The organism is Halothece sp. PCC 7418, assembly GCF_000317635.1.
Classification (GTDB): domain Bacteria; phylum Cyanobacteriota; class Cyanobacteriia; order Cyanobacteriales; family Rubidibacteraceae; genus Halothece.
Genome location: NC_019779.1, coordinates 2,088,764 through 2,110,018, shown reverse-complemented (window position 1 = coordinate 2,110,018; position 21,255 = coordinate 2,088,764). Strand labels below are relative to the sequence as shown.

16 protein-coding genes and 1 CRISPR repeat array are annotated in these 21,255 nt (G+C 42.1%); of the genes, 4 read left to right on the top strand and 12 right to left on the bottom strand.

What is annotated here, in order from left to right; all coding sequences use genetic code 11:
- Nucleotides 1-63: 63 nt before the first annotated feature.
- From rpiA to PCC7418_RS09500, 6 genes are all read right to left on the bottom strand, one after another.
- Nucleotides 64-771: a ribose-5-phosphate isomerase RpiA gene (gene rpiA, locus PCC7418_RS09525; RefSeq protein ID WP_015225964.1), complete on the bottom strand. Its 708-nt coding sequence runs from the start codon at nucleotides 769-771 to the stop codon at nucleotides 64-66.
- A 480-nt stretch (nucleotides 772-1,251) separates the two neighbouring features.
- A complete protein-coding gene (locus PCC7418_RS09520) occupies nucleotides 1,252-2,460 on the bottom strand; it encodes a 4-hydroxy-3-methylbut-2-enyl diphosphate reductase (protein WP_171814900.1) in 1,209 nt (402 codons plus the stop codon).
- Nucleotides 2,461-2,632: 172 nt separating this feature from the next.
- Complete coding sequence (locus tag PCC7418_RS09515; protein WP_015225962.1) at nucleotides 2,633-3,913, bottom strand: recombinase family protein; 1,281 nt, start codon at nucleotides 3,911-3,913, stop codon at nucleotides 2,633-2,635.
- Nucleotides 3,910-4,272 (bottom strand): VOC family protein, encoded by a 363-nt coding sequence (locus PCC7418_RS09510; protein ID WP_041596224.1) that lies wholly within the window; start codon nucleotides 4,270-4,272, stop codon nucleotides 3,910-3,912. The genes PCC7418_RS09515 and PCC7418_RS09510 overlap by 4 nt, the downstream gene beginning before the upstream one ends.
- A gap of 153 nt (nucleotides 4,273-4,425) precedes the next feature.
- Nucleotides 4,426-5,550, bottom strand: coding sequence for an ABC transporter permease (locus PCC7418_RS09505; protein ID WP_015225960.1), 1,125 nt, complete (start codon nucleotides 5,548-5,550; stop codon nucleotides 4,426-4,428).
- Nucleotides 5,551-5,555: 5 nt separating this feature from the next.
- Nucleotides 5,556-6,656 (bottom strand): ABC transporter permease, encoded by a 1,101-nt coding sequence (locus tag PCC7418_RS09500; protein ID WP_015225959.1) that lies wholly within the window; start codon nucleotides 6,654-6,656, stop codon nucleotides 5,556-5,558.
- 76 nt (nucleotides 6,657-6,732) lie between these two features.
- Here PCC7418_RS09500 and PCC7418_RS09495 point away from each other — a divergent pair, with 76 nt between their 5' ends.
- Nucleotides 6,733-7,635, top strand: a complete 903-nt coding sequence (locus PCC7418_RS09495; RefSeq protein ID WP_015225958.1) for a histone deacetylase — start codon at nucleotides 6,733-6,735, stop codon at nucleotides 7,633-7,635.
- Between the two features lie 139 nt (nucleotides 7,636-7,774).
- Here PCC7418_RS09495 and petE (PCC7418_RS20920) read toward each other — a convergent pair whose 3' ends face one another.
- Both petE (PCC7418_RS20920) and petE (PCC7418_RS09485) read right to left on the bottom strand, forming a co-directional pair.
- Nucleotides 7,775-8,374, bottom strand: coding sequence for a plastocyanin (gene petE / locus PCC7418_RS20920; RefSeq protein ID WP_015225957.1), 600 nt, complete (start codon nucleotides 8,372-8,374; stop codon nucleotides 7,775-7,777).
- Nucleotides 8,375-8,597: 223 nt separating this feature from the next.
- Nucleotides 8,598-8,993: a plastocyanin gene (gene petE / locus PCC7418_RS09485; RefSeq protein WP_015225956.1), complete on the bottom strand. Its 396-nt coding sequence runs from the start codon at nucleotides 8,991-8,993 to the stop codon at nucleotides 8,598-8,600.
- Between the two features lie 302 nt (nucleotides 8,994-9,295).
- Between petE (PCC7418_RS09485) and pstC the strand changes: the two genes are divergently transcribed.
- The 3 genes from pstC (at nucleotide 9,296) to PCC7418_RS09470 (ending at nucleotide 12,608) form a co-directional block, all read left to right on the top strand.
- Nucleotides 9,296-11,212, top strand: a complete 1,917-nt coding sequence (pstC, locus tag PCC7418_RS09480; RefSeq protein ID WP_015225955.1) for a phosphate ABC transporter permease subunit PstC — start codon at nucleotides 9,296-9,298, stop codon at nucleotides 11,210-11,212.
- A 133-nt stretch (nucleotides 11,213-11,345) separates the two neighbouring features.
- Complete coding sequence (gene pstB / locus PCC7418_RS09475) at nucleotides 11,346-12,155, top strand: phosphate ABC transporter ATP-binding protein PstB (RefSeq protein WP_015225954.1); 810 nt, start codon at nucleotides 11,346-11,348, stop codon at nucleotides 12,153-12,155.
- 117 nt (nucleotides 12,156-12,272) lie between these two features.
- Nucleotides 12,273-12,608 carry a hypothetical protein gene (locus PCC7418_RS09470; protein ID WP_015225953.1) on the top strand — a complete coding sequence of 112 codons (336 nt, stop codon included), beginning with the start codon at nucleotides 12,273-12,275 and terminating at the stop codon, nucleotides 12,606-12,608.
- Here the strand turns inward: PCC7418_RS09470 and glgB are convergent.
- The 4 genes from glgB to csb2 all read right to left on the bottom strand — a co-directional run bounded on the left by glgB (nucleotide 12,605) and on the right by csb2 (nucleotide 21,252).
- Nucleotides 12,605-14,905: a 1,4-alpha-glucan branching protein GlgB gene (glgB, locus tag PCC7418_RS09465; protein WP_015225952.1), complete on the bottom strand. Its 2,301-nt coding sequence runs from the start codon at nucleotides 14,903-14,905 to the stop codon at nucleotides 12,605-12,607. The genes PCC7418_RS09470 and glgB overlap by 4 nt on opposite strands.
- A gap of 53 nt (nucleotides 14,906-14,958) precedes the next feature.
- Nucleotides 14,959-15,258 (bottom strand): hypothetical protein, encoded by a 300-nt coding sequence (locus tag PCC7418_RS09460; RefSeq protein WP_015225951.1) that lies wholly within the window; start codon nucleotides 15,256-15,258, stop codon nucleotides 14,959-14,961.
- 297 nt (nucleotides 15,259-15,555) lie between these two features.
- Nucleotides 15,556-15,777 (bottom strand): hypothetical protein, encoded by a 222-nt coding sequence (locus PCC7418_RS09455; RefSeq protein WP_015225950.1) that lies wholly within the window; start codon nucleotides 15,775-15,777, stop codon nucleotides 15,556-15,558.
- A gap of 190 nt (nucleotides 15,778-15,967) precedes the next feature.
- Nucleotides 15,968-19,583: direct repeats of the CRISPR family, unit length 37 nt; unit sequence GTTTCAATTTAGTCCCCTGAAAATCGGGGATTTAAAC.
- A 232-nt stretch (nucleotides 19,584-19,815) separates the two neighbouring features.
- Nucleotides 19,816-21,252, bottom strand: coding sequence for a type I-U CRISPR-associated protein Csb2 (gene csb2 / locus PCC7418_RS09450; RefSeq protein WP_015225949.1), 1,437 nt, complete (start codon nucleotides 21,250-21,252; stop codon nucleotides 19,816-19,818).
- Nucleotides 21,253-21,255: the final 3 nt, after the last annotated feature.

The window sequence follows — 21,255 nt, the reverse complement described above, 5'->3', positions numbered from 1 at the left end:
GAAAGGTTTAGGGGAGGGAGAACCTCCCTTTTTCCTTCTCTGTTCCCGATCTAGAAAAATAGGTTAAAATTCGCGAACACTGGCTTGATCGCCTTTGACTTCACCCACTAAAACCACATCCGCAACACCGACAAATAGCCCATTTTCTAAGACGCCAGGGATATTATTAATTTCTCTTTCTAACTCCCTCGGATTCGGAATGTCATCAAATTTGATATCAATAACTAAATTTCCTTGATCCGTAACAACGGGACCTGCTTTTTTCACGCCCATCCGTAACTCGGGCTTGCCTCCCAACTGGGCTAATTTTCTCATCACGGGCGTAATCGCCATGGGAATCACTTCTACTGGTAAGAGGAAGGTAGAACCCAGTTTCTCCACTAACTTCCCACTATCCACCACCACAATAAACTGATCCGCTAGGGAATCCACGACTTTCTCTCGGGTATGGGCTGCGCCACCGCCTTTAATCAAATTCTTATTGGGATCAACTTCATCCGCCCCATCAATCGCAATATCAATATGATCCACTGCATCTAAGGTGGTTAAAGGAATCCCATATTGTTTGGATAATACTTCCGCCTGAAACGAGGTAGGAATCCCTTGAATATTGGTGAGTTCTCCTTTTTGTAACCGTTCTCCGATATACTGAATGGCATAAGCGGTCGTGGAACCGGTGCCTAACCCTACAATGGAATTGGATTGAACGCGATCGGCTGCTGCTTTTCCAACTTCCTGTTTCATAATTTTAGATAGGTCTTGATCTGCCATAACTATCTCCACATCAGATTTTTATCGTTTCATCTTTAGCACTTTATCATTGATTCGATTCCAGAGGGCTTTTAACAGAAAGTTAAAAGTTAACCATTTCTTAACTTAGTTGGTCAAATTAAATACTATAATCGTGGGGTGGCTAAGTTTAACTGATCGATAACCAAGACAGTTAAAGAATAAGTCATTTTTAGCGGTGAGTTACATCGTGTTAGCCTGTGGACTAGATAACGCCGACGTTGCTAGGAAAGATCCAATGGAAAGGAAGCAGGAAGTGGACATCAGACTCTATCAGGCTTTTAAAAGCTATGGTCAAGTTTGAGTAAGTTCCTCATAACGGCGCATTACCAAAATGATGGTAGGTGGGCAATACCCACCCTACTGTCAAATTGAAAATTAAAAATCGTTACCCAAAAGACTTGAAGCTGTATTCAAGAACTTTCAGGTAAGGGTGAAATGTTGCTGAATCCTGAGGCTAAGTTAACTCACTAATGCTGCACTTTTTGCTTCTAAAATTTTCTGAATCACTTCCTCAACTGCTTGGTCAGGGGTGGATGCACCCGAAGTGATGCCAACTGTGATTTCTCCTTCAGGAAGCCAATTTTCAGCAATTTCTAAATCTTTACCGAGGGGTTTATGTTCAATTTTATTGCCCTCTAAAATGCGGTTTCCAGCATCAATATGATAAGAGGGAATCCCATGTTCAATTCCGATTTCTTGTAAATGCGTGGTATTAGACGAATTAAATCCACCAATAACCACTAATACTGACAAGTCTTCTTTGACTAAATCAAACATTGCGTCTTGTCGTTCTTGCGTGGCATCGCAAATGGTATTAAAACTCATAAAATGGTTGTTAAATTCGGTGGGACCATATTTTTCTAACATGGTACGCTCGAATAATTTGCCAATTTGTTCGGTTTCGCTTTTCAGCATGGTGGTTTGATTGGCAATTCCCACTTTTTCTAAATCCACATCAGGATCAAAACCAGGAGAAGAGGCTTGATCAAACTTTTTCATAAATTCTTCTTTGTCGCCACCCCGTAGAATATAGTCCGCAACATATTGCGCTTCTTCTAAGTTGAGAACCACTAAATATTTCTCAGCAAAAGAACTGGTTGCAACGGTTTCTTCGTGGTGATATTTCCCGTGAATGATAGACGTATAACTGCGTTTTTTATGCTTTTCTACCGAGTTCCAAACTTTAGAAACCCAAGGACAAGTGGTATCAACAATGGTGCAGCCTAAATCATTCAGTAACTGCATTTCATTCACACTTGCACCAAATGCAGGTAGAATAACAACGTCTCCTTTATCCACAACAGAGAAATCTTTTTCTCCTTCGTTCACGGGAATAAAGCCAACATTCATATCTCGTAAATGTTGATTAACAGAAGGATTGTGGATAATTTCGTTCGTAATCCAAATTCGTTCATTGGGGAAGTGTTGACGGGTTTCATACGCGATCGCGACCGCCCGTTCTACCCCCCAACAAAAGCCAAAGGCTTCCGCTAAACGAATCGTAACATTTCCTTTCTGTAAGCGATAGTTATTCTCTCTTATTTCTTGAATTAAAGGGCTTTGATATTCAGAGTTGAGTAATTCTGTAACTTCTTCCTCATGACCAAATCCCCGACGGTGATATTTATCCGATTGGTGAAGGGAGCGTTTAAAGGCTTTTGTATCCATTCCCATAGTTTAATCTCTAGCTTAAAACAAGCGTTTCTAATTTGCTTTCTATGATATCAAGGAATGATCAGTGAGCAGTTACCAGTGACCAGTGACCAAATAAGGGAAGTTGGGAGTAGAGAGTTAGAATTTTCCGATTTCCAATGACGAATGACAAATGACTGATGACTAACTAAATGAAGAATACAAGATTGAGATCCCATTGCGATCGCGCTTCGTAATGAATTTCAATTTGTTGAATAAACTCTCGGAAATAAAATCGTCGTTCTGATTCGGATAAATCACGCCAGAATTGAGGAAGAGAAACCGCTTGCGCGATCGCGCTGAGATTTTCTGGGGGACATTGCGCTATTTTTTCCTGATACTGTCCAATTTCCACCCGCAGTTTATAGCGACGCAGTTTCGCCGTTTCTGCATCCAATACGCCGTGGGTTTCGAGTTGGGAAATCTGCGTGAGAATGTCTTGTAACTCCTGAATTTTCTCCTCTAAGGCGGGTTTCTCTTGGGTTAACCCCTGAGACTCCATTTGGGAAACCGCTTGCGGTAAATCCGCACACACCCGTTCAATGGTACGGTCTAATACTTGTTCGTAAGGAATGGCTTTACACTGGGGGGAATGGGGACACTTTTGCGGTCGTAGATAGAGATACTCGCGTTTTTTGCGGTGTGTGGTCACTTGAGTGATTCGTAAGGGACATTGACAAGTTTGACAAACCACTAACCCAGCGAGGGAACGTGGTGTACTGGCGGTACGAGGGGGAAGTTTACGATTGCGACGTAACAGGCGATCAATTTGCGCTGCTTCATCTCGTGTCAGAATGGGAACATGAGTATTGGGGATGACTTCACCATTTTTATAGCCTAAATCCCCACGATACACAGGATTGGTTAACCAACGACGACCTGTGGCGACAGAAATTTTTTTTCCATACCGACGTTCTAAATAACGAACCGCACCGCGCAGAGAACCATATAATAAAAAGTGTTCAAAAAAGTCTTTAACCACGGGTGAAGTGCTGCGGTCGATGATATAACGTTCTTTCCCGCGACGATACCCATAGGGGGCTTTCCCTGGTGGCGGATGGGCGTTGAGACGGCTTTTGGCGTGTCCTTGGCGGAGTTTGCGACTGCGTTGTTCCTGATGTAACGCTTCAACAAAGTGGAATAACTGCTGATGATGAGAATCTTCCTCTTCTAAGGTAATGATATCAGCCCCAAGGGTTTCTAATTGCGCGATCGCGCTTCTGACTTCTTCTAAACTTTCCCCTAAATCGCCCCAACGTTTAATTAAAATTGTTTCTGGAGGATTCTCCTGACACTCTTCCAACAGTTGTTCCCATTCCTGTCTTCCCCCGAGGTCATGATACACCCGATCCACAGGTCTTCCCCAATCATCGCTTTCCTCTGGGGTATCCAAAAGCGGATCACGATAGCAATAAGCAACAACTTTCATGCTTGACTCAGTTCAATAATATTTCCGTCTGGATCTTTTGTAAACAATGCAGCGCGACCAGAAGAACTTTCTTGAAAGGGATATCCTTTTGCGGTGAGATCGGTTTTAATCGAATCTAAATCATCCACTGCTAAAGCTAAATGAGGACATCTTCCCCACTTTTCAGGGTTCGGTTCTAAGGGTTTCCAGTTTTTATCTTCAATGAGATGAATTTGATAATCTCCGATTTGATACCAAACGCCTGGAAACTTCAAAGACCGTTCCGCTTTTGGTAATTTTAAGAGATCTGAATAGAACAATTCTGCTTTTTCTAAATCAGAAACAAGGATTGCAGTGTGGAGATAGCGAGTGACTGTCATATCGCGTTTCTTAGTCTGTTGGGGTACAAAGCAAGCCGGTGGACGTTCATGGTTCATGGTTCATAGTTCGTGGTTATTGATTAACAACCAACAAAGAACAAATAACAAATAACGAATCACAAAAACTGGCTTGTTTTTTATGATAATAGAATATCAAGTTAACTGACGACGAAAGCGGTTAATACTAATTCCCAGTAAGAGAGTGGCAAAGAAAACTAATGCAATCACATTCGGAAGCAGAGGCGTGATGCTTGCTTCTTTGAGGATTAAATGACGCGCGATCGCGATATAATGACGCATCGGGTCAGCAAAAGAAAGAAATTGAAAAAATGGGGGCATACTTTCAATGGGCGCAACTGCACCCGAAAGCTGAATTAAAGGAACATTGAAAAAGAAGGAAATCAAAACCACTTGTTGTTGTGTTTTTGATAAGGTAGCGAGCAACATTCCTAACCCAATTACCACAAAAATATACATTGCAGAAAAGAGGAGAAATAAGAAATAGTTTCCGCGAAACGGCAGACTAAACACAACCCAACCAATCATCGAAGCCAAGAAAACATCTCCCATTAACAGAAAAAACAAAGGTGTAATCTTGGCAAATAAAATTTCCCACGCTGAGGCTGGAGTCATCAATAATTGTTCTAATGTTCCCACATCTTTCTCTCGAATTACTGTCACAGAAGAAACCAAAGAGCCCGTCAAGGTTAACACTAACCCCATCACCCCAGGCACAAAGAACCAACTACTAATCAAACCTGGATTATATAAAAATCTAATTTCTGTATTAATTAACGGTGAGGGAGAAGAAACGTCAATTTGATGATTATAATTTCTAATAATTTGTTGGATATATCCTCTAGCGATTTGTCCTGTGTTTGCATCAACAGCATCAATTAAAATTTGAATCTCGGTTGTTTTATTTTCAATGATTTTTTCTCGGAAATCTGGCGGAATAATTACGCCTGTTGTTAGGCTTCCCGTGCGGACTTGTTCTACTAGTTTCTTTTCTTGGATAGTATTCAAACTAACCTTAAAAGTCTTATTTTCAGTTAAAGCAGAGACTAACTCTCGACTTTCTTGCGTTTGGGAATAATCGACAACCCCTAAACTCAGTTCTGTGACATTGGGATTTAAGGCAAATCCTAAAAGTAAAAGTTGGATTGTTGGCGGAAAAAGAAGTAAAAATATAATTTGTTTATTGGTCAATATTTGTTGAAATTCCTTTTTAACCAATGACCAAAAACGGGTTGCAAAAAAACGACGGATTAAGTTCATGAGATTCAATCTTTTAATTGCATTCTTGACATAATTTTGGTTGAACCCAATAAGAGTAAAAGCGCGATCGCGCCAATCATTAAGGGTGCGTACCAAACTCCAATCCAGCCAGTTCCGCGAACCAAGGCATCCCGTGTGATTAAAAGATAATAACGAGCCGGAATAATATGAGAAATTAAAGAAAGAAGAAGGGGAAAGTTTTCAACGCGGTAAATAAATCCAGATAATAAAAAAGCGGAAAGAAAACCTGCAATTGCTGTTCCTTGTACGGCTGAGTTTTGATGATTGGAGCGCGTTCCGACAAAAACCCCAAAAGAAACACTTGCGATTAAATAGAAAAGAGTCCCGATGATTAAGGGAGTCGGTTCAGTTGCCAATCGAATTCCAAATAATAAAGCAGCGATTCCCATCACCAAAATTGCTTCACCAGTTGCGATTAAAACATAGGCTAATACTTTTCCGAATAGCCATTCCCATGCTTTTAAATCAGACGCATACACTTGCAAAATTGTCCCTTGTTCTTTTTCTCTTACCACCGCGATCGCGCTTAACATAGAAGGAAACACCCATAAAACCACCGCAAACGATCCTGGAACAATATATAACGATTCTTTCCCTCCTGGATTAAACCAGAGGCGAATTTCCGCATTAATCGCAGGTGGAGAGGACTGTTGGGTTTGAATAAAAAAGTTAGTCGTAGCGCGAATACTATTTTCAGCAATCCGGGCATTGTTGACATCACTCCCATCCACTAAAACTTGCACATCTACAGTTTTATTCGCTTTAATTTGGCGAGAAAAATCGGGAGGAATGACCACGGACGCGATCGCGCGGTCTGAATCTAGACTATCATGGGGAGCATCACCATTGTGCCGAATCGGAACAAATTGATTGGTTGCAAACAAGCGTTCTACATAACTGCGAGACAAGGGACTATTATCATAATCATGGATACTAAGAGGAAGATTCTGGGCTTCTAAACGAATCGCAAAGCCATAAATCAGCATCATTCCTAAAGGGAGAAGAAAAGCCAAGGCGACCGTCACGCGATCGCGCTTAAATTGCGCTAATTCTTTACGACATTGGGCAATCATTCGAGAAAACATATTGACCTTTATTTAAAGATTATGATGGAACGATGAATCGTTGCATTCGGATCAAATCACCAATAACGAATCATTCATGCCCTTACCGATTATTTATCATCCTGATTATGTTACCCCTTTACCCAAAGGACATCGTTTCCCCATGGCAAAATTTAGCCTCTTACAGGAAATTTTAATAGCCGATGGAGTGATTCAGCCTCAACAAGTCCATCAGCCAGAATTACCCCCGCGAGAGTGGTTAGAATTAATTCATACCCCAGATTATGTCGATGCTTATTGCGATGGTACACTCGATCCCAAAGCGCAACGACGGATCGGACTGCCATGGAGTCCAGAATTAGTCCGACGCACTTGTTTAGCGGTTGGCGGGACAATTTTAACGGCAAAACTCGCCCTCGAACAGGGAATCGCCTGTAATACCGCAGGGGGAACTCATCATGCCTTTCCCGATTATGGCGCAGGCTTTTGCATTTTTAATGACCTTGCGGTTGCGCCAGCCGTCATGTTGGCTTTGGGGTTAGTGAAAAAAGTTTTAATTGTGGATCTCGATGTTCATCAAGGGGATGGGACAGCGTTTGTTTTTCAAGATGATCCTCGTGTGTTTACCTTTTCCATGCACTGTGGCGATAACTTTCCAGGACGGAAGCAACAAAGCGATTTAGATCTTCCGTTACCCAAAGGCTTAGATGATGAGGGTTATTTGCAGATTTTGGCAAAACACTTACCCGAAGTCTTGGCTGCTGTCCAACCCGACTTAGTGTTTTATGATGCGGGAGTTGATCCTCATGTGGATGATCGGTTGGGAAAACTCGCCTTAAGTGATCGTGGACTTTATCGGCGCGATCGTCTGGTTTTAAGCACTTGTTTGGCTCAAGACTATCCCACTGCTTGTGTCATTGGCGGGGGGTATAGTGAGGATTTAGAAGTTCTTGCACAACGACACAGCTTATTACATCGGGCTGCAACCGCAGTTTTTTAGTCATTACCTACCCGCATTGGGGTTATAACAGAGTGTGGGAGAAGAGGAGTTGGGGTGAGAGGGAGACAGGGGGAGAGTGTGAACAAAGAACAAATGACCCAGCAGAGACGTTACTGGAACGTCTGCTGCTTAATGGCTATTATTCAACAATGATTGTTCCGTTCATTCCTGCGCCACGGTGAGGCTGACAGTAATATTTGTATTCTCCTTTTGGAGCATCTTCAGGGAAGGTAACCGTGTGAGATTCCCCAGCACCCGATAAGAGTTTGTTTTTGCTGAGAGAACTCGCCAGTGCTTTCGCGCCACTAGGAACACCATTACTATCAAAAACAACATTATGGGGAGCAAGTTTGTTCATGACAAACTCGACAGTATCACCAGGATGAATGGTCAGTTTTGAGGGAACATATTGCAGTTGTCCCGTATCAGATCCCATTTTCACCTGATAAGTTTTGCCACCTGTCGCACTTGCGTCTTCCTCGACATCAGCAGCGATTTCCGTGCTTTCTGTTTCCGCAGCAGCCATTTCTTCAGGCTCGGCGGTTTCTTCCATTTGCGCTGTTTCCTCTGTAGCAGGGGTTTCTTCTTCTACAGGTTCTGTCGTTTGTTCGCTTGGTGCGGTTTCTTCAGTGGGAGCAGTTTGAGCGTCAGGGCTTTTCGCTTCACTCGAACCAGCACAGCCACCTAAAAGGAGGGTTACTGCTAAAAAAAGCGTGAGTACAGTTTGAATTGGTTTCATTGTTTGAAATTACCTATATGTTGAGGACGCTAAAACTTGAACCAGTGATGATTGCAATTGATCGGCTCACTTCAAAGGCGATCAACCTTGCATTTTAGCTTAACAATTTTTTAAATAACTGCCTTAATTGGAGATGATTGCTCAGTGTTGACTCGTGTATTCACGCCATCAGTCCCTAATTCACTGATCTCGCTAAAATTAGGGACTGTTGCGCCTTGAGGTTTTATTCAACGATGATTTTTCCGTTCATCCCCGCACCACGGTGGGGTTGACAGTAGTAACCATATTCCCCTTTAGGCGCGTCTGCAGGAAAAGTTACAGTGTAGCTTTGTCCAGGAGAAAATAAAAGTTTGTTCGCACTTAAAGAACTTGCTAAAGACTTTGCACCACTGGGAACATTACTGGGATCAAAGACAACATTATGGGGAGCAAGTTTATTCATTACAAATTCAACACTATCACCAGGCTTGACACTGAGCTTTTCAGGAACATATTTTAACTGTCCAGTGTCTGCACCCATTTTGACTTGATAGGTTTCAGCTTGGGCTGGGTTAACGTTGAAGACAAAGGTTGCGATCGCGAACAGGAATGTCGAAAGGATTAAACCAAATTTTTTCATTATTTCTAACTTAAGTTTAAGTAACGTCGCTTCAAATCAACATTGTTAATTTTATACGACATTGTGTCAAACATTAAGCAGTCATGAAGAAAATTACTTCTCTGCACAAGAGATCACTAACAAAAAGTGTCTCAAATTTCTTTTGAGGGTTGAAGAATAAAAATTTACCAAAACTTAACTGATCTGTAATCTTATATTTAAACTGAAAGGGTATTGTGACATGGGAATTATGCTCAAGCGCAAATGTGATTCGTAGCGAACCTTTCTGGCTCAAAGAACTGTAAACCAGCCCCCAACTTAGGATGAGTAGTAATCAAGCCGACATTCAATCCCAAGGGTCTTCTTGGCAACGCAATCTCGCAAGAACCTTTACCATCGAACAGTGGTCACAAAGAGCACTGGCTGTTCTTGGTTCAATTCCAGTTGTGATCACCCTTGCGATCAGTATTATTCTCCTGTTGGAAACCTTTTTATTTTTTCAAGATGTTCCCCTTTGGCAATTTTTAACCGATACCCAATGGACTCCCATGTTTGCTTCTAATGCTCAATATGGGATTTTGGTATTAGCCAGTGCCACCTTTATGGTCAGTGTGATTGCTGCACTCACTGCGATTCCCATTGGTGTCCTTGGGGCTGTCTATTTAGCGGAATATGCCACACCGAGTATTAGACGTTTTCTCAAACCAGCCTTAGAAGCCCTCAGTGGTATTCCCACAGTTGTCTTTGGTTATTTCGCGCTCTTATTTTTCACTCCCTTCCTCAGAAACTTTTTTCCCGAACTCTCAGCATTTAACTCTCTCAGTGCTGGTATTATCGTTGGGATTTTGATTACCCCCACAATTTCTTCGTTGAGTGAAGATGCACTGAGAAATGTTCCGAAAACGATTCGGGATGGGGCTTATGCCTTGGGCTTTACGAAAAGCGAGATGGTGATCAAAATTTTAATTCCTGCTGCGTTTCCAGGCATTATTGCCTCAATCACCCTTGCGATTTCTCAGGCGTTGGGAGAAACCATGATTGTTGCCATTGCTGCGGGTCAAAATCCAAACTTAACGCTGAATCCCTTTGTTCCCGTCGCAACCATGACAGCGTTCATTATTCAAATGAGCTTAGGAACAGTGAACTTTGGCTCGACTGCGTTCCAAACTATCTTTACAGTGGGAACCGTTCTATTTATTATTACCCTTGCTCTCAATAGTTTCGGGAATTGGTTAACTCGTCGCAGTCAAAAAGAAATTTCTGGGATTTTAACTCCTAAAGCTGAGTCTTCAGAGGGGGAAACCTCAACCCGAAGCGAAGCCGAAGAGAGCGCCTTTACAAAAACCTTAGAGGAACGAACCAAAAATCCACAGGAACAAATGGCTTCGCAACCCTATCGGTTATGGCGAGAAGAAGCCTTTCGGATCTTAGCTCTTGTGGCTGCTTTTACTGGCATTGTCGTTCTCTTGGTGCTATTTTTTGACTTAGCACAACGGGGGTTACCCCGAATTGACTGGCAATTTATCACTAGTTTTGCTTCTCGTAAAGCAGATGAATCGGGAATTTTAGCCCCCTTGATGGGAACGATTTGGTTGTTGGTTCTCACTGCTATTTTTGTCATTCCCATTGGGGTGGGGGCTGCTATTTATTTGGAGGAATATTACTCGGATAATTGGCTGAGTCGTTTCATTGAAATTAATATTGCCAATTTAGCTGCTGTTCCTTCCATTATTTATGGTTTGTTGGGCTTGGAGTTATTTGTGCGCTATCTCAAACCAATTACTGGCGGAGGAACAATTCTTGCTGCTGCTCTAACGTTAACCGTGATTGTTTTACCGACGGTCATTATTGCTAGTCGCTCTGCACTGCGGGATATTCCAGAAAGTATCCGCCAAGGAGGATCAGCCGTAGGGATGACTAAAGGACAAATGCTCCGTCATTTAGTGGTTCCTGCTGCACTCCCAGGCTTATTAACAGGAATTTTACTTGCTCTCTCCCGAGCCGTCGGAGAAACTGCAGCTTTAATTGCTGTTGGGGCTGCTGCTTCTGTGCGTTTTTTACCCGACCTACAAAGTCAATATACCGCATTGCCCGTACAAATTTTTTATTGGCTACAAGAAGTGGATACAGAAGTCCAGAATAATGCTGCTGCTGCAACAATTGTTTTAATTATCTTGGTTTTATCATTAAATATTGGGGCTTTCTTTTTAAGAGAATTTTCTCGTCGAGAATTTACATAAGTTGTAGGAGTTTTCATTCTCATGAGGTACATTCTTAATTTTTGTTCTTTGTTCTTTGTTCTTCGTTCTTTGGTAACTGGTCACTGTTCTCGACACACTAAGAAACACTATAATCATTAAATCGGTGATAATCATGCAATCTTCATCAGTACGTAAACCACAGGATATTGTTTTACAAGCTAGTAATGTCTCTGTTTATTACAGTGGGCAATGCACTTTACATAATATTAATTTAGAAATTCCTCGACATAATGTTGTTGGTTTAATTGGCCCCTCTGGCTGCGGTAAAAGTACCCTTTTACGGAGTTTTAATCGCTTAAATGATTTGGTCAAAGGGGCAAAAGTGACGGGTTTAATTACCTTAAATGGTAGGAATATTCATGATGAAGACGTGAATCCTGTAACCTTACGACAACAAGTTGGGATGGTGTTTCAGCGTCCAAATCCCTTTCCGAAGTCAATTTATAATAATATTGCCGTTGGGTTAAGGGTTAATGGCTATCAGGGGGATAAGGATGAGTTAGTGGAGTATTCTCTGCGTCAGGTGGGGTTATGGGATGAAGTGAAAGATCGCTTGAAAAAAAATGCTCTGACTCTTTCTGGCGGACAACAACAAAGACTTTGCATTGCTCGCGCGATCGCGCTGCAACCAGAAGTGATTTTAATGGATGAACCCTGTTCGGCTTTAGATCCCATTTCCACAGCACGAGTGGAAGAGTTGATTCGGGAACTGCAAAAAGACTACACCCTAATTATTGTCACTCACAACCTTAAACAAGCCTCACTGGTCTGCGATCGCGTTGCCTTTTTTGATCTCGATGGGGAAGAACAAAAATCGGGACGTTTGGTGGAATATGACCGCACAGAAATTATTTTCCAACGTCCGAGTCAGTCCGCAACCCAAGAATATGTCACGGGTCGGCGGATGCGTCCTACACTTTAGCAGTGATCAGTTACCAAATGACTAATGACTAATATACAGAAACATTCCTCATGAGAGAGGAAGGATTAGTTTATTTTTGTTGCAATAGCAAGGGAAGCGTTACAAATCTTAATTACTATGTTCACTCATCCCCTCTGGAAACAACTCAAACGCGGTCTCTTAGTTGCTGTTGTCCTTGGTTTTGCCCTCGTCCAAACCGTGACCAGTCATCCCGCACAAGCGGATGCAGAGAAATATGTAGATTCGGAAGGAAGAGACTTAACCGCCGTTGTGGAATGCTTGCCTGAAGACTATGGTAAAGCAGACTTACAAAGCGCGATCGCGAAGTTTGGAAATGATTATCTCGAACGAGTCTTTCGCCTGAAAGAAAATACAGAAGACTACAAGGTCAGTGAAGACGAACAACAGTTTCAACAGTGTCTCCAGCGCAAAGGCATTAAACCAAAAGCCTAACGAGACGAGTCAGTTTCCCTCGTTTTCTCCGCATCTAACTTAAATATAGTCACCGCTAAAGGCGGTAAGCATAAATCGAGGGAATAGGGCTGTTCATGAAACGTCCATTCTTCTGTCCATTTCCCCCCCAAGTTTCCCATATTACTCCCCCCATACTCGCGACTATCAGAATTAAAAATTTCTTGATAGAAGCCTGCGGTGGGAACACCCACTCGGTAGTGACTGTGGGGTTGGGGGGTAAAATTGCAAACAACCAGCAAAAAGTCGGACGGATCTTGGGCGCGACGAATAAAGGAGATCACGCTATGGCGATGATCATTACAGTCAATCCAACTAAAACCCTCATCCATAAAATCTTGTTCGTATAACGCAGGTTGTTGGCGATAAAGATTATTTAAGTCTCCCACATATTGTTTAAGACGAGAATGTAAAGGATACTCTAACAGCCACCAATCTAACGGGGTGGTTTCATCCCACTCATTCCATTGTCCAAACTCCATGGAAGCAAATAAAGTTTTCTTTCCAGGGTGGGTAAACATAAAGGCAAATAAACAGCGCACATTCGCAAACTTTTGCCATTCATCCCCTGGCATTTTCCCTAAAATATGGCTTTTCCCATGTACCACCTCATCATGAGATAACGCCAGCATATAATTCTCGCTGTGGTGATACCACATACTAAACGTTAAATTATTTTGATGAAACTGGCGGAACCAGGGATCCATACTGAAATAATCGAGCATATCGTGCATCCAGCCCATATTCCATTTCAGGTTAAAGCCTAAACCGCCCGTATAAGTGGGCCAAGACACCATTGGCCAAGCGGTGGACTCTTCCGCAATGGAGACAACCCCAGGGAAGTAACTAAAGAGTAAATAATTGGTTTGGCGGAGAAATGCGACCGCATCTAGGTTTTCTCTTCCCCCAAACTCATTGGGTAACCATTCTCCCTCTTGTCGTTGATAATCAAGATAGAGCATTGATGCAACTGCATCCACCCGTAAGCCATCCAGATGATATTTATCGAGCCAGAAGAGAGCATTGGCGACTAGAAAATTTTTAACTTCAGGACGGGCATAATTGAAAACATAGGTTCCCCACTCTTTATGTTCTCCTCGTCGCGGATCAGGATGTTCATAAAGATGCGTGCCATCGAATAGGGCTAAGCCGTGGATATCTTTAGAAAAGTGTCCAGGTACCCAATCGAGAATGACCCCAATGCCGTTTTGATGACATTGATCGACAAAATACATTAAGTCTTGAGGGGGGCCATAGCGAGAGGTGCAAGCATAATAAGCGGTGACTTGATAACCCCAAGATCCATCAAAGGGATGTTCAGCCAGCGGAAGCAGTTCAATATGGGTATAACCTAATTCTTTCACATAGGGAATGAGCGTTTCCGCAAGTTCGTAATAAGTCAGAAACCTTGCTTCTTGATTTTCCGCCGACATGGTTACGGGAGAAACGTTCCCTTGTAAACTGCGCGGTGGATCATGCACTGACCCTTGTAACCAAGATCCTAAATGGACTTCATAAACCGAAATGGGAGACTGTAAGGGATCACGATGACGGCGTTTTTCTAACCAAGCACTATCTCCCCATGTATAAGTATCTAAATCAGTGACAATGGAAGCGGTATGGGGGCGTACTTCTTGCTGAAAGCCATAAGGATCGGATTTATCTTCAATTTCTCCGTTTTTCCCCGTAATAATATATTTATAGCATTGTCCCACTTCTACACCAGGAATAAACAGTTCCCAAATCCCATTTTCTCCTTTTTGCATGGGATGTTGTCCTTTTTCCCAGTCGTTAAAATCGCCAACAATAGCAATGCTTTGCGCGTTTGGAGCCCATGTAGCAAAATAAACCCCTGTGACTCCCTTAACGGTTGTGGGATGCGCTCCCAGTTTTTCGTAAATGCGGTGATGATTGCCTTCTGAAAAGAGATAGCGGTCATATTCAGTCAGAAGAGGGGACGGAAACGCATAAGGATCATAAATCACCCGTTCCCGTTCTTTTTCTTGGATGCGGAGTTGATAATTAATCAGAGGTTTTCCATCTAAATCAAGGATGCACTCAAAAAATTGAGGGTGATGCTGAGTTTGCATCGGGTGTTCTTCTCTCGCTGCGGGTAAACGCACCCACACGGCTTCTGCATGGGGAACATAAGCGCGAATTGCCCATTTTTGCTGCTGGTCGTCGGTTTCGATCAAATGCGCCCCAAGAACTTGAAAGGGGTTGGGATGTTGATGAGAGACAATTTGTTGGACTTGTTCTGGGGTCAAATTTTGGGACATATTGATTCAGTAATCCGTAACTGCGGGTCGATGGCAAGTTCCCTTCACTTTACCTAGAGTGGGGTCAAGATTCGCAGCATTTGACGAATTTGTAAGAGAAAGATAAGTTGTTGGACTTCGGGACTTAACTCAGGGGGATAGGGAGATTCGGCTAAGTCGGCTTGGAGTTGAGCATACTCAGCAGGGGTTAAGGGCTGACCATCAATGCGCGATCGCGCTTCCAGTATAATTTTAGTTCGTAAGACTTCTTCTGGGGTATCCTCGGGTGGGGGGAGAGCAACACTTGGGGTCACGATTCCCAGAACACTGAAACTGAGACTGCATAAATAAGCACAAATTTGGAGTCGTTTCATTATTACGCATTCAACCACAAAGACACAAAGAATTTTACAACCTAGCTCACTAAGAATTACTCAAAATCTGAAGGTTAATTTTCAGCACAAGTTTTGCTAAGCTAAGACGCACTTAAATGGGGTATTCTTGCAATTAGCTGGAAAAGCTGATCACTCCCATTATTGCCTATTGCCTATTGCCTGTTGCCTCATATCCACAAGCCAATTTAAATGCTTAACAGCTTAATCATAAAAGCCCGTAGCTTAGAATACGCATCCGCTAACGAATCTTTGTTTGCCCAATTAGCAACTGACTCTTCAAGACTGCTCCTCCTGATCAAGAAACGTCAAGGGAGGACTAGCCACAGCATCTTCCCAGAAAGTCTCATCGGTATCAATCGTGTCAGGGTCATCAGCAATAGCAGCGTTGATGTCTTCATCGGTCATTGCTCTAACTTTTTCCCAATCAGTCTCACCTTCTACTTTCCAAACGTCCTTAGCTAAAATCCGAGTATTTTGATTGGTATGCTCTACGCTCATATTTTTTGGCTCTCCTAGCACTAATAATCCTAATTACATTGCCTCGTTTTACGTAAACAACTGCGAGAAAATCATCTCCTAATTTATACCCTCTCGATCAACTAGTGCTACACAACGATCCCCTCATCCCCCCTTACTAAGAGGGGCGAAGGGGGGATCTGCTGTAACTTTCTGCATTTGCTCTCAGTTTGTTTTAATTTAGTCCCCTGAGGATCGGGGATTTAAACACTTGTTTTAATCCTCATTATTTGTAGGACTAAATTGAGTTTCAACGTAGTCCCCTGAAAATCGGGGATTTAAACAATAGCCATATAAAAAGGATAGTAATCACAATTATGTTTCAATTTAGTCCCCTGAAAATCGGGGATTTAAACATCGGCATCAACAAGCCCACCTGTAAACACTGTGTTTCAATTTAGTCCCCTGAAAATCGGGGATTTAAACGTTTAAAGCCCGCACAACAACAATAATTTAACTTTTGATTTCAATTTAGTCCCCTGAAAATCGGGGATTTAAACTGGAAGATCGACTAGAAGCTGAGGCAAAAAAAAGGATTTCAATTTAGTCCCCTGAAAATCGGGGATTTAAACACCTGTTCCTTTAGAGCGCAATAACTGGGGTAATAATTTCAATTTAGTCCCCTGAAAATCGGGGATTTAAACTCATAAGAGTAAGGACTTGTTGCTGAGTAGCGTTATTTCAATTTAGTCCCCTGAAAATCGGGGATTTAAACTGCTTTTGAGTTTAGGGAGCATCCCTTCGACCCTAACGTTTCAATTTAGTCCCCTGAAAATCGGGGATTTAAACCATTGAAGTATTTGCTATTTCTGGTCCCCATACTCTGTTTCAATTTAGTCCCCTGAAAATCGGGGATTTAAACTGTTAAGCGACGGTACTCCTCAGCGAGTAGTTTTGTTTCAATTTAGTCCCCTGAAAATCGGGGATTTAAACTGGGAGGTTAAAATGCCGTCTGTATCTGGGATTAATGTTTCAATTTAGTCCCCTGAAAATCGGGGATTTAAACCCGTATTTTTATTCTGCTTATATTCAGGGTGGGGAAGTTTCAATTTAGTCCCCTGAAAATCGGGGATTTAAACTATCTCCTTCACAGTACGCCTCTACGAGTTGCTGTAAGTTTCAATTTAGTCCCCTGAAAATCGGGGATTTAAACGGTAGTCACTGGTAGCAACTTGCTAATTATCTAATTGTAGAAGTTTCAATTTAGTCCCCTGAAAATCGGGGATTTAAACTGTGCTTAGTCCGTAATCAGGACTACCGTAAGCAATTAATAGTTTCAATTTAGTCCCCTGAAAATCGGGGATTTAAACTCTGGGTTGTTTTCCGGGGGAATGTCAGCCCAGCGTTTCAATTTAGTCCCCTGAAAATCGGGGATTTAAACGCAATTACCATCGGGGGAGAGCCAATGCTGGAAATGGTTTCAATTTAGTCCCCTGAAAATCGGGGATTTAAACCAGATCTGGATTCACTAGAGCAGAAAATTGAAAATGCCAGTTTCAATTTAGTCCCCTGAAAATCGGGGATTTAAACACATTAAATTAGTGTAGATGTTCTTCTTCATGATAAGGTTTCAATTTAGTCCCCTGAAAATCGGGGATTTAAACGAAGATGATGATAAAGACCCAATTACACTTACCGTTTCAATTTAGTCCCCTGAAAATCGGGGATTTAAACACCGCAACCATAGCCGAGGGGACAACTAGCGGGTTTCAATTTAGTCCCCTGAAAATCGGGGATTTAAACTTTGGTCAACTGCCAAACGAGTTGGTAAAGCGTTGACGTTTCAATTTAGTCCCCTGAAAATCGGGGATTTAAACTTGGGAGCAATCAGGCGAAGATATCGCTAAACAACGTTTCAATTTAGTCCCCTGAAAATCGGGGATTTAAACACTTGACCCCCCTTCAGAATTGTCACAACCAAAAAGTTTCAATTTAGTCCCCTGAAAATCGGGGATTTAAACCGCCTAAGTTTACAGAGTTTACACTTTATTCAAAGTTTCAATTTAGTCCCCTGAAAATCGGGGATTTAAACACTGGATGATATTCGAGCGTTGCCCGAATACTCAGTTTCAATTTAGTCCCCTGAAAATCGGGGATTTAAACACAAAGGATTAACAGATATCTCATTTTAGGAAGGAGTTTCAATTTAGTCCCCTGAAAATCGGGGATTTAAACTGAAGGTGCTGCGAAGATTAACGCTAGTCAGAGAGTCGATGTTTCAATTTAGTCCCCTGAAAATCGGGGATTTAAACAGAACAGGAGCAACTAAAGCCAGTAAATCTTATATCGGGTTTCAATTTAGTCCCCTGAAAATCGGGGATTTAAACTTGGGCAAGCTCCGCCTAAAATCCATCCGCAGCTTTTCTCGTTTCAATTTAGTCCCCTGAAAATCGGGGATTTAAACAGCATTTCTTGTACTTTGGTTTTCGTTTATGAAAAGTTTCAATTTAGTCCCCTGAAAATCGGGGATTTAAACGAACTGTGTCATGGAGCGGTTGTTCTGGCTTATTTTTGTTTCAATTTAGTCCCCTGAAAATCGGGGATTTAAACTATATCTCGATCCACCTTATTTACCTATTAATAAGTTTCAATTTAGTCCCCTGAAAATCGGGGATTTAAACTCTAAGAGCCAATGAGGATATTCATTACTGCGACCAGGTTTCAATTTAGTCCCCTGAAAATCGGGGATTTAAACCTCCCTTTTCATTAGTAGAATGAAAGTCAAAGCGATGGGTTTCAATTTAGTCCCCTGAAAATCGGGGATTTAAACAGTGGGAACTCCTAGAAGAAACCATTGCAGATGTTAGTTTCAATTTAGTCCCCTGAAAATCGGGGATTTAAACTATCAACGAAAATCTTGGCATAGAAGATATTACAAAATTCCCTGTTTCAATTTAGTCCCCTGAAAATCGGGGATTTAAACAGTATTTGACTACACAATGATGCCAAAACTTGAGCAAGTTTCAATTTAGTCCCCTGAAAATCGGGGATTTAAACGATTTTAGGTAGGATTCATCCTGAAACCACAAAATAGTTTCAATTTAGTCCCCTGAAAATCGGGGATTTAAACCGTTGCGGTGTCACTGCTGTTGTCGTTGCGCTCTTCTTTCGTTTCAATTTAGTCCCCTGAAAATCGGGGATTTAAACCAGAATACTTAGGCTATTCTGACCACAGAAAAAGTTTCAATTTAGTCCCCTGAAAATCGGGGATTTAAACCTTTGCCCCGATGGTTTTGTAATATTCAGTCCGTGTTTCAATTTAGTCCCCTGAAAATCGGGGATTTAAACATTGAATCCAACAACTTTTAACCCCTCTTTTAATGTTTCAATTTAGTCCCCTGAAAATCGGGGATTTAAACATTTGATGACTACGAGGATCGCAAGACTGAAAAGGTTTCAATTTAGTCCCCTGAAAATCGGGGATTTAAACAGAAGTTGTTATTGCGCCACTGCGGTCATCTTAGGTTTCAATTTAGTCCCCTGAAAATCGGGGATTTAAACTGCTACCTTACTGCTACCATCTGGTATATTTCCCTGTTTCAATTTAGTCCCCTGAAAATCGGGGATTTAAACTTGCCTAGCACTCCTGAGCAATATAAAATTGCTTGTTTCAATTTAGTCCCCTGAAAATCGGGGATTTAAACTTTTAAAAGAATGTGTTATGATTATTTTTAGTTAGAGTTTCAATTTAGTCCCCTGAAAATCGGGGATTTAAACGGGATCGGGATTTGGCTCGGGGCCTGAATCAAAAGTTTCAATTTAGTCCCCTGAAAATCGGGGATTTAAACAGCTTGCATCTGAACCCCTTGTCATATTTAGTTTTCAAAGTCCAGTTGCGCGAATCCTTAATCATTTTAGCCGATTCTCAAAATTAAATTTGCCAAATTAGCTGAAACCCTTGCCCTGACTGGTGCGCGATGGGTTGAAAAACAGAAAAGCTCAAGCCCTTTACAGAAATAGGGTTTTAACCAATCCGTACTCACTCCGCATTACACAGCACCCCTTTCGCGCAAATTTTCCCTAAATCGGGAGCAACGTTCCTAACCCATAATGACAGGCATAACCCAGACCAATGGGAGATGTAACCGCTTGAGAAAAAGTTAGTTTCACATTGTATCCCACTCGCCCCACTTTCTTACCATGAGAATGAGCAGACTGCCATTGCCAAAATCTGTCCCAAGGCTGACATTGAGCTTCTACAACTAATTCCCCATCTAAATACATCCCCAATCCTTCGGAGGTTGCTTGAAACGTGGGTTTCACTGATAAGCCTAAATGATCGAGAAAGAGTAAATATTTCAAGGCTTGATGTTCAGCCCCGTCTTTTTGATAGTCTGTTCCCGATAAATAACGAGGTTTTCCCCGCAAGGTTTTCGGGAAGCGAGTCAGAAACATCGGCGTAATGGTTTTCCATTGTTGATGAGACTCGCCAAGGTTTTTAGAGAAATCACTGAGTTGTAAGTTAACCCATTGTTCTCCTGCTTTGACAAATAAAATAGCAGAAATGCTGGCGAGGGCATCAGAGGAATATCCTTCAGTAGCAATTAACTGTAGTCTTTTGATATAACGCTGTTTAGAGTCAGGAATCGGTTGAATAAATGTATGGCTATGATTTCGGCGAGGTTCTCCCATTTCCTGGCCTGTAAAAATCGGGCTAGGACAGCGTTTAACGAGAGAACGGTGTAAGTTGTAACAGATTTCGTGGGCGTATTTGAGGGGAATCGGGTGTGGCGCGATCGCGCTCAAGGTCACAATCTGGACAGCAGCATTAGACGCTTCATCCTTGTTCCTTGACAACTGTTCTGAATTAGGATCTTTTAATTGGTAGGCAGTTTGTCCCACTCCTGGAAATACCGCTTGCTTATTTTTAGCAAAGACATCCGCAGCCGATGAGTTAAGCGTTTCCCAAAGTTGTTCTGCATCTAAATTAGAATCGGGAATCGCCACAATTTTTGTTCCTTCTGGGTTGGGAATGGCATTACTTTCAGGCATTTCTTCCACAATTTCCCACTGGGCAGCAGCTTCTTTGCGCCCTAAATAAGTCAGACCATTGAAAATTAAGCGTAAGACTAAATCTTCCGTTTCACTGAGTTCAAAGGGATATCGAATAAAAAGCGTTGAGTCTTCCTCATCGAGGAGTAACCCCGCAGCATAAAGGGTTTTCCCTGGTTTAATTTCAGGCGGTTTCCCCGATTTCATCTGTGGTCGCGGTGATCGATGCTGGATATAAGTGGCTTGGGGGAGATAGTATTCTGGTTCCACTTGCGCCATTTTATGCAGTAAGCCTTTTAGAGTCGCTTGATGTTTCTTCGGCAAATGGACGTTATAAGAACCAGCGACAATCGCCCTGAGAATCCGCCAAGGGGCAGGGGGCCAATCAATTAAGCCTTCACAATGGGCATGATGCCAAGCATTTGCCTGATATTGATTTAATAATAGGTGAATGGCGATGATCATAAT